Source organism: Ralstonia sp. GX3-BWBA (assembly GCF_003290055.1).
Classification (GTDB): domain Bacteria; phylum Pseudomonadota; class Gammaproteobacteria; order Burkholderiales; family Burkholderiaceae; genus Ralstonia; species Ralstonia holmesii.
The window spans coordinates 526,833-540,230 of sequence record NZ_QMKS01000009.1 but is presented as its reverse complement, the minus strand read 5'-3'; the positions used below and the strand labels follow the sequence as shown (position 1 = coordinate 540,230).

At 63.2% G+C, this 13,398-nt stretch carries 15 protein-coding genes; 11 read left to right on the top strand and 4 right to left on the bottom strand.

The genetic code is table 11. The features are described from left to right. Positions 1-51 precede the first annotated feature (51 nt). The 7 genes from iscU (at position 52) to iscX (ending at position 4,131) form a co-directional block, all read left to right on the top strand. Positions 52-453, top strand: coding sequence for a Fe-S cluster assembly scaffold IscU (gene iscU, locus DOD19_RS10140; RefSeq protein ID WP_004635709.1), 402 nt, complete (start codon positions 52-54; stop codon positions 451-453). A gap of 26 nt (positions 454-479) precedes the next feature. Next, the gene (iscA, locus tag DOD19_RS10135) at positions 480-800 is read left to right on the top strand and encodes an iron-sulfur cluster assembly protein IscA (protein ID WP_024976135.1); all 321 of its coding nucleotides are present in this window, start codon (positions 480-482) and stop codon (positions 798-800) included. A gap of 10 nt (positions 801-810) precedes the next feature. Continuing rightward, entirely contained in the window at positions 811-1,011 is a 201-nt protein-coding gene (locus DOD19_RS10130) for a DUF3565 domain-containing protein (protein WP_024976134.1), read from the top strand. A 34-nt stretch (positions 1,012-1,045) separates the two neighbouring features. Then, the gene (gene hscB / locus DOD19_RS10125) at positions 1,046-1,585 is read left to right on the top strand and encodes a Fe-S protein assembly co-chaperone HscB (protein ID WP_112185307.1); all 540 of its coding nucleotides are present in this window, start codon (positions 1,046-1,048) and stop codon (positions 1,583-1,585) included. Positions 1,586-1,654: 69 nt separating this feature from the next. Then, positions 1,655-3,520: a Fe-S protein assembly chaperone HscA gene (gene hscA / locus DOD19_RS10120; protein WP_112185305.1), complete on the top strand. Its 1,866-nt coding sequence runs from the start codon at positions 1,655-1,657 to the stop codon at positions 3,518-3,520. A gap of 46 nt (positions 3,521-3,566) precedes the next feature. Then, a complete protein-coding gene (gene fdx / locus DOD19_RS10115) occupies positions 3,567-3,905 on the top strand; it encodes an ISC system 2Fe-2S type ferredoxin (protein ID WP_024976131.1) in 339 nt (112 codons plus the stop codon). 31 nt (positions 3,906-3,936) lie between these two features. Continuing rightward, positions 3,937-4,131: a Fe-S cluster assembly protein IscX gene (gene iscX / locus DOD19_RS10110; RefSeq protein ID WP_009238557.1), complete on the top strand. Its 195-nt coding sequence runs from the start codon at positions 3,937-3,939 to the stop codon at positions 4,129-4,131. Positions 4,132-4,208: 77 nt separating this feature from the next. On the opposite strand, the gene DOD19_RS10105 is transcribed toward iscX, so the two are convergent. The 4 genes from DOD19_RS10105 to prfB form a co-directional block, all read right to left on the bottom strand. After that, positions 4,209-4,952, bottom strand: a complete 744-nt coding sequence (locus DOD19_RS10105) for a glycine zipper 2TM domain-containing protein (RefSeq protein ID WP_112185303.1) — start codon at positions 4,950-4,952, stop codon at positions 4,209-4,211. A 268-nt stretch (positions 4,953-5,220) separates the two neighbouring features. Next, on the bottom strand, positions 5,221-6,765 hold the full coding sequence (lysS, locus tag DOD19_RS10100; RefSeq protein ID WP_045204415.1) for a lysine--tRNA ligase: 1,545 nt from the start codon (positions 6,763-6,765) through the stop codon (positions 5,221-5,223). Between the two features lie 24 nt (positions 6,766-6,789). Continuing rightward, positions 6,790-7,530, bottom strand: a complete 741-nt coding sequence (locus tag DOD19_RS10095) for an SDR family oxidoreductase (protein WP_024976128.1) — start codon at positions 7,528-7,530, stop codon at positions 6,790-6,792. Positions 7,531-7,555: 25 nt separating this feature from the next. Next, positions 7,556-8,660 (bottom strand): peptide chain release factor 2 gene (prfB, locus tag DOD19_RS10090; RefSeq protein WP_102064856.1). Its coding sequence is split into 2 segments (ribosomal slippage): positions 7,556-8,578 and positions 8,580-8,660, totalling 1,104 coding nucleotides; the frame shifts between segments, so codons are not numbered across the junction. A gap of 180 nt (positions 8,661-8,840) precedes the next feature. Here prfB and pncB point away from each other — a divergent pair. The 4 genes from pncB to DOD19_RS10070 all read left to right on the top strand — a co-directional run bounded on the left by pncB (position 8,841) and on the right by DOD19_RS10070 (position 13,391). After that, positions 8,841-10,010 carry a nicotinate phosphoribosyltransferase gene (gene pncB, locus DOD19_RS10085; RefSeq protein ID WP_112185301.1) on the top strand — a complete coding sequence of 390 codons (1,170 nt, stop codon included), beginning with the start codon at positions 8,841-8,843 and terminating at the stop codon, positions 10,008-10,010. 89 nt (positions 10,011-10,099) lie between these two features. Continuing rightward, complete coding sequence (locus DOD19_RS10080; RefSeq protein ID WP_024976125.1) at positions 10,100-10,819, top strand: lactate utilization protein C; 720 nt, start codon at positions 10,100-10,102, stop codon at positions 10,817-10,819. 141 nt (positions 10,820-10,960) lie between these two features. Further along, a complete protein-coding gene (locus DOD19_RS10075) occupies positions 10,961-12,370 on the top strand; it encodes a sodium:proton antiporter (RefSeq protein ID WP_112185299.1) in 1,410 nt (469 codons plus the stop codon). A gap of 19 nt (positions 12,371-12,389) precedes the next feature. Next, positions 12,390-13,391 (top strand): D-glycerate dehydrogenase, encoded by a 1,002-nt coding sequence (locus tag DOD19_RS10070; RefSeq protein ID WP_112185297.1) that lies wholly within the window; start codon positions 12,390-12,392, stop codon positions 13,389-13,391. Positions 13,392-13,398 lie beyond the last annotated feature (7 nt).

Sequence of the window (13,398 nt, the reverse complement as noted above, 5' to 3'; positions counted from 1 at the left end):
TTTGAGAACAACGGCGCCCCCGCGCCAGCCAACGATTGATAGAGGTGTGAAATGTCTTACAGCAACCAAGTTCTGGACCATTACGAAAACCCGCGCAATGTCGGTTCGTTCGAGAAGGGCGACGACACGGTCGGTACCGGCATGGTCGGCGCGCCGGCTTGCGGCGACGTGATGAAACTGCAGATCAAGGTCAACGAGCAGGGCGTGATTGAAGACGCAAAGTTCAAGACCTACGGCTGCGGTTCTGCCATTGCTTCGTCGTCGCTGGTGACGGAGTGGGTGAAGGGCAAGACGCTGGATCAAGCGCTGGAAATCCGCAACACGGCCATCGCTGAAGAGCTGGCGTTGCCGCCGGTGAAGATCCACTGCTCGATCCTGGCCGAGGACGCCATCAAGGCGGCGGTGGCGGACTACAAGGAAAAGCACGGCTCGGCCGAGCAGAAGGCGGCTTGAGCCGGATTGGATAGAAAGGACGCAGCATGATCACCCTGACCGACAAGGCCGCGCAGCACGTTTCCCGCTACCTGACCCGCCGTGGCAAGGGCGTGGGCTTGCGCGTGGGCGTGAAGACCACGGGCTGCTCGGGCCTGGCCTACAAGCTCGAATATGCAGACGAGATTGCCGCCGAAGACGAGGTCTTTGAGTCCAACGGCGTCAAGGTGATCGTCGATCCGAAGAGCTTGCCGTACATCGACGGCACCGAGCTGGACTACGCGCGAGAAGGGCTGAACGAAGGTTTCCGCTTCAACAACCCGAACGTGAAGGACGAGTGCGGCTGCGGCGAGTCGTTCCGCGTGTGAGCGGGGCGCATTGAAGCAGGCGATTGTCGGTTTCGAGCGGGACGAGGAAGGCCACTGGGTCGCCCGTCTCGCTTGCGGGCATGGGCAGCACATGCGCCACGATCCGCCCTGGCAGTTGCGGCCCTGGACTGAAACCGAAGCCGGGCGCGCCAGCAAGATCGGCGTGATTGTGGAATGCCTGAAGTGCGATCGGGGTGAGCCGGTCGAATAAGGAACACGAGGCGGCGCAGCCGCTTTTTTTATTCATGAATTTCGGCTTGTCAGCGAACACGACGCATTTTTCCCTCTTCGGTCTGCCCGAGCACTTCGAGGTCGACGACGACGCGCTGAACGCTGCGTACCGCACCGTGCAGTCGCAGGCGCATCCGGATCGCTATGCCCACGCAGGCGACGCCGAACGCCGCGTCGCCATGCAATGGGCCACGCGCGCCAACGAGGCGTATCAGACGCTGCGAGATCCGCTCAAACGGGCGACGTATCTGCTGCACCTGCGTGGTATCGACGTGCAGGCCGAGAACAATACCGCCATGCCGGCCGCGTTTCTCATGCAGCAAATGGAATGGCGCGAAGCCCTGGGCGACGCCAAGGTGGAGCGCAACGTCGATGCGTTGGACGGTTTGCTTGGCATGCTGCGCAAGGAAAAACGTACCCGCTATCAGGCGCTGTCCGGCTTGCTCAATGGCGATGGCAATACCGCGGCAGCAGCGGACGCCGTGCGCCAATTGATGTTCATCGAAAAGATCGAACGCGATACCGCCGAGGCCATCGACCGGCTGGAAGACTAAAACCCAGAATTTGCGACAATGTTGGGTTTGCCTCGGCAGGCAGCCCATCCGCGCAATCGAGACATCCCCATGGCTTTACTGCAGATTTCCGAACCTGGCGAATCGCCCGCACCGCACCAGCGCCGTCTGGCGGTGGGCATCGACTTGGGCACGACCAACTCGCTGGTGGCCTCCGTGCGCAGCAGCGTGCCGGAAGTGTTGCCCGATGATCAGGGCCGCCCGCTGCTGCCCTCCGTGGTGCGCTATCTGCCCGCGGGCGGTGCCCACATCGGCTACAAGGCTCAGGCCGAAGCTGTGCGTGACCCCAAGAACACCATCATCTCAGTCAAGCGTTTCATGGGGCGCGGCTTGAAGGATGTGGCCCACATCGAGAACACGCCATACGACTTTGTCGACGCGCCCGGCATGGTGCAGTTGAAGACCGTGGCCGGTGTGAAGAGCCCGGTGGAAGTGTCGGCGGAGATTCTCGCCACGCTGCGCCAGCGCGCCGAAGACACGCTCGGCGATGAGCTCGTCGGCGCCGTCATCACCGTGCCCGCGTACTTTGACGATGCGCAGCGCCAAGCCACCAAGGACGCGGCCAAGCTGGCCGGCCTGAACGTGCTGCGTCTGCTGAACGAGCCGACCGCTGCCGCCATCGCCTATGGCCTGGACAATGCCGCCGAAGGTATTTACGCGGTCTACGATCTGGGTGGCGGTACGTTCGACATCTCGGTGCTCAAGCTCACCAAGGGCGTGTTCGAGGTGATGTCGACGGGTGGCGACTCTGCGCTCGGCGGTGACGACTTCGACCAGCGCATCGTCTGCTGGATCGTCGAGCAAGCCGGTCTGCAACCGCTCTCTGCCGAAGATACGCGCCTGCTGCTGAACAAGGCACGCGCCGCCAAGGAATGGCTCTCCACCGCCGACAGCACCGAGATTGACGCGATGCTCTCCACCGGCGAGACCGTGCACCTCGTGCTGACCGCAGAGGCCTTTGCCGAACTGACCGCCAACCTGGTGCAGAAGACGCTGTCGCCGGTGCGCCGCGCGCTGCGCGATGCGGGCGTGACGGTCGAAGAGATCAAGGGCGTTGTGCTGGTCGGTGGCGCGACGCGCATGCCGATCATCCGCCGTGCCGTTGGCCAGCTGTTTGGCCAGACGCCGCTCACGAACCTCGATCCCGACCAAGTGGTCGCTATCGGTGCGGCCATGCAGGCCAACCTGCTGGCCGGTAACCGTGCGCCGGGTGAAGACTGGCTGCTGCTCGACGTGATCCCGCTGTCGCTGGGCGTCGAGACGATGGGTGGCCTGGTCGAGAAGATCATCCCGCGTAACAGCACGATTCCCGTCGCTCGGGCGCAGGAGTTCACCACCTTCAAGGACGGCCAGACGGCCATGGCGATCCACGTGCTGCAGGGCGAGCGCGAACTGGCGAGCGATTGCCGTTCGCTGGCGCGTTTCGAGTTGCGTGGCATCCCGCCCATGGTGGCCGGCGCTGCGCGCATCCGCGTGACGTATCAGGTGGATGCTGATGGCTTGCTGTCGGTGTCGGCACGCGAAACGGTGTCGGGCGTGGAGGCGGCGATTGCTGTGAAGCCGTCGTACGGTCTGGGCGATGACGATGTCGCCCGCATGCTGAAGGAAGGTTTCCAATCCGCCGAAGACGACATGCGTCGTCGTGCGCTGGCGGAAGAGCGCGTTGAAGGCGAGCGCTTGCTGGAGGCACTGTCGCAGGCGCTGGCGGCCGATGGCGATTTGCTGTCGCCCGAAGAGCGTGCGGCCATCGACACCGAAATTGCCTCGCTGCGCACCACCATGCAGGGCGAAGACCACCGCGCCATCAAGGACGCCGTGGACGCCCTGTCGCACGCTACCGACGAATTCGCCGCGCGCCGCATGGATCGCGGCATTCGCAAGGCGCTCGCCGGCAAACGTATCGAGGAGCTCGGCTGATCGCCGATCGCATCCCCCAAAACACACTTATCGAACGAGTTTCTTCATGCCACACATCGTCGTTCTTCCTCACGTCGAATACTGCCCGGAAGGGGCCGTGATCGAAGCCAAGCCCGGCACGACCATCTGCGACGCGCTGTTGGGCGCCGACATCGAGATCGAGCACGCATGCGAGAAGTCGTGTGCCTGCACGACGTGCCACGTGATCGTGCGCGAGGGTTTCAATTCGCTGGAAGAGGCGACCGAGAAGGAAGAGGATCTGCTCGACAAGGCCTGGGGCCTGGAGCCGAACTCGCGCTTGTCGTGCCAGGCCAAAGTGGCGGATACCGACCTGACCGTCGAGATTCCGAAGTACACGATCAACCACGCCAAGGAAAACCACTGAGCCGAGTGGCCAGCGGTGGAGGGAGCCCATCATGAAATGGAACGACATCCAGCAGATCGCGGAAGCGCTGTACGACAAGTACCCCGACGTCGATCCGACGCGCCTGAATTTTGTGGACTTGCACAACAAGGTCGTCACGCTGGAAGGCTTCGACGACGACCACAAGCGTGGCGGCGAGAAGTTCCTCGAGGCCATCCAGCAAGCCTGGATCGACGAAGCCGAATAAGCGCGCAGCCTAAACGCGCACGCATGAAAAAACCGGCACGAAGGCCGGTTTTTCTTTGGGGCGAAGGCGACGGCGAGTTAGCCAGCCACCAGCGTACCGTTCTCGATATGCACGCGCTCGCCTGCCTGGAAGCCCGGGGCGGCCTTGTACGTGAAGCTGCGGTTCGTGCCGTTGTCCATGCGCACGTTCACGCGGTATTGGGTGTCGCGGCTGTAGTAGTTCTCCGCCACGTGGCCGCCGTAACCGCCCGCCACTGCGCCGCCGACTGTCGCCAGCGTACGGCCATTACCGCGCCCAATCTGGTTACCCAGCAAACCACCCACCACCGCGCCGCCGATCATGCCCAGGCCGGTTTCCTTGCCCTGCGTGGTGATCGGGGTGACCGACGTCACATGGCCTGCATATGGGCTGGCCGACTGGCGCGGCTGTGTTTGCGCATAGCTCGGACTGGTCGACGGCGCGCGTTCAGCGTACGACGGCTCACGGGCTCGCGTTGGAGCGGGAGCCATGTTCTGCGCCGGATACGGAGCAGCCTGATTCGGCTGCGTGGTCTGGCCCGGTGCAGCCAGCGCCATCGGGGCCGAAGCGCCCGGCATTGCCGCTGCCGATTGCGCAGCCACATTCGGATCTGTGCTGCCCTGCGTAGCCTTCGAGGTCGGCAGCACGCCAGTGATGGCGGCCACCGCAGTCAGGCTGGCGATGATGACAGCCACAGCCGCCGTGGTCATCAGCGGATGCATGCGTCGTGACGACGACGGCACCTGACCCGGCGACGTGCCGCCATATTGTTGACCTTGGTTCGGTTGGATGTTGTTCGTCATCTTCGTTCTCCTGCGGCCCGTGATTGGTTCGTGGTTCGGCCCTTCGATGATCACAGTGTGGTCCATCGCCCGAACGGATGCCGTTTTAATTTGTAAGCATCTGTACTCCAGTTTTTCTATTTAAAATCAATGGCTTGGCAGGATTTGATACACATTGTCAAAGCGGGGCGATGTTACAAATAGCGGGGTGGGCGCGGGATTTGCGCACCTGCGGGGCAACAAAAAACGCCCCCGAAGGAGCGTTTTTTGAGATGGAGGACCGAGTCGATCAGTCTTCGCGGCGCAGGTGCGGGAAAAGGATCACATCGCGGATGTTCGGGCTGTCCGTGAGCAGCATCACCAGGCGGTCGATGCCGATGCCGCAGCCGCCGGTCGGGGGCATGCCGTATTCCAACGCGCGGATGTAGTCGGCGTCATAGAACATGGCTTCTTCGTCGCCGGCGTCCTTCTGCTCGACTTGTTTGCGGAAGCGCTCAGCCTGGTCTTCCGGGTCATTCAGCTCGGAGAAGCCGTTGGCGATTTCGCGGCCGGTGATGAACAGCTCGAAACGCTCGGTGATACCGGGCAGCGTGTCGGAGCCGCGTGCCAGCGGCGACACTTCGACCGGATAGTCGATGATGAAGGTCGGCTCCCACAGTTGCGACTCGGCGGTTTCTTCAAACAGCACGAGCTGCAATGTGCCCACGCCGGCGTTCAGGAATTGCGGCGCGTTGGTGTCGATCTTGAACTTCTTCAGCTCGGCGCGCAGGAAGTCGACATCCGCCAGTTGCGCGTCGGTGTACTGCGGCGCGTACTTCTGGATCGCTTGGCAGATGGTCAGGCGATGGAACGGCTTGGCAAGATCCAGCTCGCGGCCCTGGTAGGTGAGCGTGGCGGTGCCCGAGGCGTCGATCGCCGCTTGGCGGATCAGTTGCTCGGTGAAGTCCATCAGCCAGCGGTAGTCCGTGTAGGCTGCGTAGAACTCCATCATCGTGAACTCGGGATTGTGTCGCGGCGACACGCCCTCGTTACGGAAGTTGCGGTTGATCTCGTACACGCGCTCGAAACCGCCGACGATCAGGCGCTTGAGGTACAGCTCCGGCGCAATGCGCAGGAACATCTGCATGTCCAGCGCGTTGTGGTGCGTGATGAAGGGCTTGGCTGCCGCGCCGCCCGGAATCGGATGCAGCATCGGCGTCTCGACTTCCATGAAACCGTTGCCGGCCATGAAGTTGCGCAGCGAGGCCATGGCCTTGGTGCGGGCGCGGAAGGTGTCGCGTGTTTCCTTCGACACGATCAGATCGACGTAGCGCTGGCGATACTTCTGTTCCTGATCGGCCAGGCCGTAGTAGTCGCCCGGCAGCGGACGCAGGCTCTTCGAGAGCAGGCGCAGCTCCGTCACAGCCACCGACAGTTCGCCGGTCTTCGTCTTCATCAGCGTGCCGCGCGCAGCCACGATGTCGCCCAGGTCCCACTTCTTGAAGCTGGCGTAGACGTCTTCGCCCACGGCGTCGCGGCTGATGTAGAACTGGATGCGGTCGGTGGCGTCCTGTACGGTGGCAAAGCTGGCCTTGCCCATCACGCGCTTGAGCATCATGCGGCCGGCAACGGCCACCTGCACCGGTTCGGCTTCCAGCGCAGCCTGCTCCAACTCGCGGTACTTGGCTTGCAGATCACCGGCATGGTGCGTCGGGCGGAAATCATTAGGGAACGCGACGCCTTGCTGGCGGATCTCTGCCAGTTTCTCGCGGCGCTCGGCGATGATCTTGTTGTCGTCCTGCGCCGGCACGGCGGCCGCGGTGTTCGATTCGGCCGGGTTGTTCTGTTCGGTCATGATGGTGAGGAGAGGAATGTCGGTTCAGGCGATGTTGCGCAGGTCGTCCAGTTCGGTCGCGCCAAAATCGGGGCGGACGAGGTAGGCGGCGATGCGCGTGGCGGCGTCTTGCGGCGAGACCAGCTCGCCATGCGCGTGCAGATCGCGGAAGCGCTGCACGCCGGCAAAGTCGGCGCCACGGATGGTGCGTTGCATGTCGGTGTCGATCACGCCCGGGGCCAGCGCCACGGCGCGCACGCTGGCGTCGCCATCGGCATTGAGGGCGCGCACGAACATGTCCAGCCCCGCCTTGCCCGTGCAATATGCCGCCCAACCGGCGATCGGCCGGCGCGCCGCGCCTGACGAAATCGCCAGCACGCGGCGCTGCGCGTTCCACTCGGCGGTGCCGCGCAGCAGGGCAGCAGTCAGCGCCATCGGGCCTGCGAGGTTCAGTTGCAGGTGCGGCAGCAGCGTATCGGCACGCAGCGTGTCGATGGTGCCGATCGGCTCGACCGCGCCGGCGTTCAGCACCAGTGTCACGTTGGCAAAAGCGGGCAGGGCGGCAAGCGTCTTGGTCATCCAGGCCTCGGCGGCATGCGCGTCGGACAGGTCGACCTGGTGCCAGTCGAGCGTCACGCCGGCGGCTGCTGCCTGCGCGCGCAATTCAGCGTTATCGCCGCGTGCCACGCAGATGAGGCGGCGACCGGGTTGCATCAGCGCCTGGGCCAGCGCGGCGCCCAGGCCGCGCGAGGCACCGGTCAGGATGAACAGGGACGTGTCAGACATGGCAGTCGCTCTGGTTTGGCTCGGATCAGACGCCCTGCTTCAGGCTGGCCTGGATAAAGGGATCCAGGTCGCCGTCCAGCACCTTCTGCGTGTTGGAGATTTCCACGTTGGTGCGCAGATCCTTGATGCGGCTCTGGTCGAGCACATACGAGCGGATCTGATGGCCCCAGCCCACGTCGGTCTTCGCAGCTTCCTGTGCGTCGGCAGCGGCCTGACGTTTGCGCAGCTCGTGCTCGTACAGGCGCGACTTCAGCATCGTCATCGCTTCAGCACGGTTGCGGTGCTGCGAGCGGTCGTTCTGGCACTGCACGACGATGCCGGTCGGGATGTGCGTAATCCGCACGGCCGAATCCGTCTTGTTGATGTGCTGACCGCCAGCACCCGAAGCGCGATACGTGTCGACACGCAGATCCGCCGGGTTGACCTCGATCTCGATCGAATCATCGACTTCCGGATACACGAAGATCGACGAGAACGACGTGTGGCGGCCACCCGCGGAGTCGAACGGCGACTTGCGCACGAGGCGGTGCACGCCGGTTTCGGTGCGCAGGAAGCCAAACGCGTATTCGCCCTCGACCTTGATCGACGCGCTCTTGATGCCGGCAACGTCACCTTCGGATTCTTCCAGCACTTCGGTCTTGAAGCCCTTGCGCTCGCAGTACTTCAGATACTGGCGCAGCAGCATCGACGCCCAGTCGCACGCTTCGGTGCCGCCGGCGCCGGCCTGGATGTCGATAAAGCAGTTGGCGGCGTCCATCGGGCCGGAGAACATGCGGCGGAATTCCATGTCTTCGACAATGGCGCGCATGCCTGCGGTGTCAGCCTCGATGGCTTCGATGGTGTCGTCGTCGCCCTCTTCGCGGGCCAGCTCGAACAGCTCGGCGCCGCCGGTGAGGTCTTCATCGAGCTTGGTCAGCGCCAGCACGACGGTTTCAAGCGACTTCTTCTCGCGACCCAGCTCCTGGGCGCGTTTGGGATCGTTCCAGACCTCGGGGTTTTCGAGTTCTTTATCGACTTCAACTAGACGTTCAGATTTGACGTCGTAGTCAAAGATACCTCCGAAGGTCGTCGGCGCGCGACTTCAGGTCGGCCAACGTGTTCTGGATGGCATTGAGGCGTTCTGCTTCCATGGTGCAAAAATCCGGTCGGAAACCGGAAATTATAGCGGAATCAAGGGGTTTCCCGTCCGGTTGGAACTCCAAAACGGCCATTTTCTGGGCTGCGCGCCGGGATTTGTGTGACTGCCGCGGGCGTCCCGCGTGGCTTCGGTTAGCATGACGGCCAGTCCATATGGCTTTTGGCGCCGTCCGATGATCATCCGCTCGCTGCTCGATACCGATCTGTACAAATTCACGATGATGCAGGTGGTGCTGCATCACTTTCCTGGCGCGCACGTCGAATACCGCTTTAAGTGCCGCAACACGGGTGTTGATCTGGTGCCGTTCATTAACGAGATTCGTGCGGAAATCCGCCATCTCTGCACCCTGCGCTTTACCGATGCGGAACTCGATTACCTGCGCGGGATGCGCTTCATCAAGAGCGATTTCGTCGATTTTCTCGACCTGTTTCATCTCAACGAGAAGTACATCGACGTGCGTCAGGCGCCCAGCAACGATGGGCAGATTGAGATCGTCATCGCGGGGCCGTGGCTGCACACGATCATGTTCGAGGTGCCGGTCCTGGCCATCGTCAACGAGGTGTTCTTCAGCCGCACGCAGACGCACCCGCAGTGGGAGGAGGGCAAACGCCGCCTGACCGACAAGCTGGCATCGCTGAAGCGCCCCGGCCTGGAAGAATGCCGCATTGCCGATTACGGCACCCGCCGTCGCTTCTCGCACACCTGGCACGAACATGTGCTGCTGGAGACGTGTGCGCAGCTCGGCGCCCAGTACGCGGGCACCAGCAACGTCTACTTCGCCATGAAGCACGGCATGACGCCGCTTGGCACCATGGCGCATGAGTACCTGCAAGCCTGTCAGGCACTCGGTCCGCGCCTGCGCGATTCCCAGACCTTTGCGCTGGAAACCTGGGCCAAGGAATATCGCGGCGATCTCGGTATCGCGCTGTCGGATACCTACGGCTTCGACGCCTTCCTGCGCGACTTCGACATGTTTTTCTGCAAGCTCTTCGACGGCGTGCGCCACGATTCCGGCGACCCGTTCGAGTGGGGCGAGCGCATGCTCAAGCATTACGAGGACATGCGTGCCGAGCCGAAGTCCAAGGCGCTGATCTTCTCCGACAGTCTCGACATGCCCAAGGTCATCGGCCTGTATGAGCGTTTCCACGGCCGCTGCAAGCTGGCCTTTGGCGTGGGAACCAACCTGACCAACGACCTGGGCTACACGCCGCTGCAGATCGTCATCAAGATGGTCCGCTGCAACGGCCAACCGGTGGCCAAACTGTCGGATGCGCCGGAGAAGACCATGTGCGACGATCCGGCCTATCTCACGTACCTGAAGCAAGTGTTCGGCGTGCAATAAGGCTCACGCCAGCGCCGAATAAGTTTCAACGGCGTTGGCTGATCGTGCTCGAAGCGGCTCGTATAATCGACCGATCTTTCGGAGCCGCCATGGAATCACAACCGGACACCCCCGTCGACCCGCTCGACACCAGCCGTGCACGCGATGCCATCTTTGGGCGCATCCGCAATGCGCAGCATCGTCCCGAGAAGCCGACACAGGGTGAGCACGACGCCGTGGTGGATTACCTCGCGCGCCATCCCGCCGGCCCGCGCCCGCCAGTGCCCGAGAACCTCGCCGCGCATTTCGCCGAGCAGGCACTGAAGATGGCCTCCACGCTGGATACGGTGGGCGCGCTATCCGACGTGCCGGGCGCTGTGGCCCGCTATCTGTCTGGCTTGAACCTTCAACCGCAGGCGGTGGCTTGGACAACGTTGCAATCGCTTGACTGGGCGGCGGCCGGCATCGGCGTCGAATTCCGTCCGCCCGTGCGTGAAGCAAAAGCCGATCATGAACACAGCGATCTCGTCGGCATTACGGGTTGCTTCTGCGCGATTGCCGAGACGGGCTCCCTGATGCTGCTGTCGGGGCCGGAGAATGTCGCCTCCACGGCGCTGCTGCCCGAGACGCATATCGCCGTGGTGCCGCAGTCGCGCATCGTCGCCAATCTGGAAGACGCCTATGCGCTGATGCGAGCGGAGCGGGGCGAGCTGCCGCGCGCCACCAACGTCATCAGCGGGCCGTCGCGCACGGGTGATATCGAGCAGACTATCGTGCTTGGCGCGCATGGCCCGTACCGCGTGCACGTGATCGTGGTGACGGCTTCCTGAGACAGCGTTCGGGGCTCGTTGCTGCATCAAACCTCCGTGGATGTTTAAGGGGCGACAGACCTCTGGCGTTTACACTGGCGTCTTTGTTTGTGTGGCGCAGTTGCGTTTGCGATGTGCGCCCGCGATTAGGAGAACGCCTACGTGAAACGCCTCTGGCCCCTTGTTTTCCTGTTTGTCTGTGGCCTGGCGCGCGCCGCTGATGTGAGCGGCGCTGAGTTGCATCTGCTGTGGGGTGTGCCGTTTGCGGGCATCCTGCTTTCGATTGCCATTGCACCGCTCGTCGTGCCAAAGCTATGGCACGACCATTACGGCAAGATCGCGGCGGCGTGGGCGTTGGCGCTTCTGGTCCCGTTCGGGATCGTGTTCGGCTCTGACGCGGCCATCGCTTCCGTCAATCACGCGGCCCTTGCTGAATACATTCCCTTCATCGCTCTGATCGCCGCTTTGTACGTTGTTGCAGGTGGCATCTGCATTCGCGGCAATCTGCACGGCACGCCAAAGCTCAATACCGGCTTGATCGCACTTGGCACGGCCCTGGCCAGCATCATGGGGACGACCGGCGCGGCCATGCTGCTGATTCGGCCATTGCTGCGCGCCAACGAAGCACGCCGGCATCGCGCACACGTCGTCGTGTTCTTCATCTTTCTGGTAGCCAATGCCGGTGGAGCGCTTACGCCGCTGGGCGATCCGCCGCTATTCCTCGGCTTCCTGCAGGGCGTTGATTTCTTCTGGACCACGCAACATCTGTGGCGCCAGACGCTCACGATGTGGGTGCTGCTGCTGGCGATCTTCTTCGTCATCGACAGCTACCTCTATCACACGGGCAAGGAAGAGCTGCCCAACATCACCGACGCCACGCCGGACGACGCCGGCCCGGTACGCTTCGAGGGCAACGTCAACTTTGTGCTGCTGGCAGGCATTCTCGGACTCGTGCTGATGAGCGGGCTGTGGAAGCCCGGCATCGTCTTCTATGTGATGGGCACCGAGGTGCTGCTGCAGAACGTAGTGCGCGACATCGGGCTGGTGGTGATCGCGCTGCTTTCTCTGTGGCTCACGCCTGGGGGCGCGCGCGCCGGCAACGAGTTCAACTGGGAGCCTATTCTGGAAGTCGCCAAGCTGTTTGCCGGCATCTTCATCACGATCGGGCCGGTGATCGCCATGCTCAAGGCCGGCGTGGACGGTCCTTTCGCGGGCATCGTCCATCTCGTCAACGACAGCGCGGGCCAGCCGAACAACGCAATGTACTTCTGGGCGACGGGGTTGCTGTCGTCGTTCCTCGACAATGCGCCGACGTATCTCGTGTTCTTCAACACCGCAGGCGGCGACGCGCGCATGCTGATGAGCGAGGGCGCCTCCACGCTGGCCGCCATTTCCGCTGCGGCCGTGTTCATGGGCGCCAACTCTTACATTGGCAACGCGCCCAACCTGATGGTCAAGGCCATCGCCGAAAGCCGTGGCCTGCAGATGCCGAGCTTCTTTGGCTACATGTTGTGGTCTGTGTGCATTCTCGTGCCGATTTTCGTTCTGATGACCTTCGTCTTCTTCCGCTAACCGAACGTGTGCTGAACGTATGAAACCCGGAATCCTTGTCACCCGCGCGATGTTTCCCGAAGTGCTGGAGCGCTTGCGCGAGACCTTCGATGTGATCGACAACCAGGCGGACGTCGCTTATCCGCCCGAAGCCCTGGCGGAGCGTTTGCAAGGTCGCGTGGGCCTGCTGTCCAACGCCGCCGACACCATCAACGCCGATCTGATCCGCCGCGTGCCGACCCTGCGCGCGGTGTGCAACATGGCCGTCGGCTACAACAACTTTGACCTCGCGGCGATGACGCGCGCCGGCATCCTGGCCACCAACACGCCCGATATCCTGACCGAGACCACCGCCGACTTCGGTTGGGCCTTGCTCATGGCCGCCGCTCGCCGTGTGTCCGAATCCGAACGCTGGCTACGTGAGGGGCATTGGAAGCGCTGGACTTACGACGCCTTCCTTGGCGCCGAGGTGTACGGCAGCACGCTGGGCATTCTTGGCATGGGCCGTATCGGCCAGGCGCTGGCGCGGCGTGCGAGCGGCTTCTCGATGCGTGTGATCTATCACAACCGCAGCCGGCTCTCGCCGGAAGTCGAACAGGAGACGCGCGCCACGTACGTCAGCAAGGATGTGCTGCTGAAGCAGGCGGATCACCTCGTGCTGGTGCTGCCGTATTCCAAGGAAAGCCACCACGCCATCGGCGCCGCAGAGCTGGCACAGATGAAGCCGACCGCTACGCTGGTCAACCTCGCGCGCGGCGGCATCGTGGATGACGCAGCGTTGGCGCAGGCGCTGGCGGACAAACGCATCTTCGCGGCCGGCCTGGATGTGTACGAGGGCGAGCCGAAGGTGCATCCGGCGTTGCTGGAGGCCGAGCACGTGGCGCTCACACCGCACATTGCCAGTGCCACCTTGGGCACGCGCCTGGGTATGGCCAACCTGGCGGCCGATAACCTGATCGCTGCGCTGGGCTTCGGCCCGCACGCCGGGCAGCCGCCCAACTTGTTGAACCCGGATGCGCTCGCGCAGCGCGCGTCCTCCTGATCGAAAA

Excerpts from the sequence above, each read along its gene's own strand:
- hscB (WP_112185307.1), top strand. The coding sequence starts at position 1,046 with ATGAATTTCGGCTTGTCAGCGAACACGACGCATTTTTCCCTCTTCGGT.
- hscA (WP_112185305.1), top strand. The coding sequence starts at position 1,655 with ATGGCTTTACTGCAGATTTCCGAACCTGGCGAATCGCCCGCACCGCAC.
- pncB (WP_112185301.1), top strand. The coding sequence starts at position 8,841 with ATGATCATCCGCTCGCTGCTCGATACCGATCTGTACAAATTCACGATG.
- DOD19_RS10095 (WP_024976128.1), bottom strand. The coding sequence starts at position 7,530 with ATGTCTGACACGTCCCTGTTCATCCTGACCGGTGCCTCGCGCGGCCTG.
- iscX (WP_009238557.1), top strand. The coding sequence starts at position 3,937 with ATGAAATGGAACGACATCCAGCAGATCGCGGAAGCGCTGTACGACAAG.
- DOD19_RS10070 (WP_112185297.1), top strand. The coding sequence starts at position 12,390 with ATGAAACCCGGAATCCTTGTCACCCGCGCGATGTTTCCCGAAGTGCTG.
- DOD19_RS10080 (WP_024976125.1), top strand. The coding sequence starts at position 10,100 with ATGGAATCACAACCGGACACCCCCGTCGACCCGCTCGACACCAGCCGT.
- iscU (WP_004635709.1), top strand. The coding sequence starts at position 52 with ATGTCTTACAGCAACCAAGTTCTGGACCATTACGAAAACCCGCGCAAT.
- iscA (WP_024976135.1), top strand. The coding sequence starts at position 480 with ATGATCACCCTGACCGACAAGGCCGCGCAGCACGTTTCCCGCTACCTG.
- fdx (WP_024976131.1), top strand. The coding sequence starts at position 3,567 with ATGCCACACATCGTCGTTCTTCCTCACGTCGAATACTGCCCGGAAGGG.
- lysS (WP_045204415.1), bottom strand. The coding sequence starts at position 6,765 with ATGACCGAACAGAACAACCCGGCCGAATCGAACACCGCGGCCGCCGTG.
- DOD19_RS10105 (WP_112185303.1), bottom strand. The coding sequence starts at position 4,952 with ATGACGAACAACATCCAACCGAACCAAGGTCAACAATATGGCGGCACG.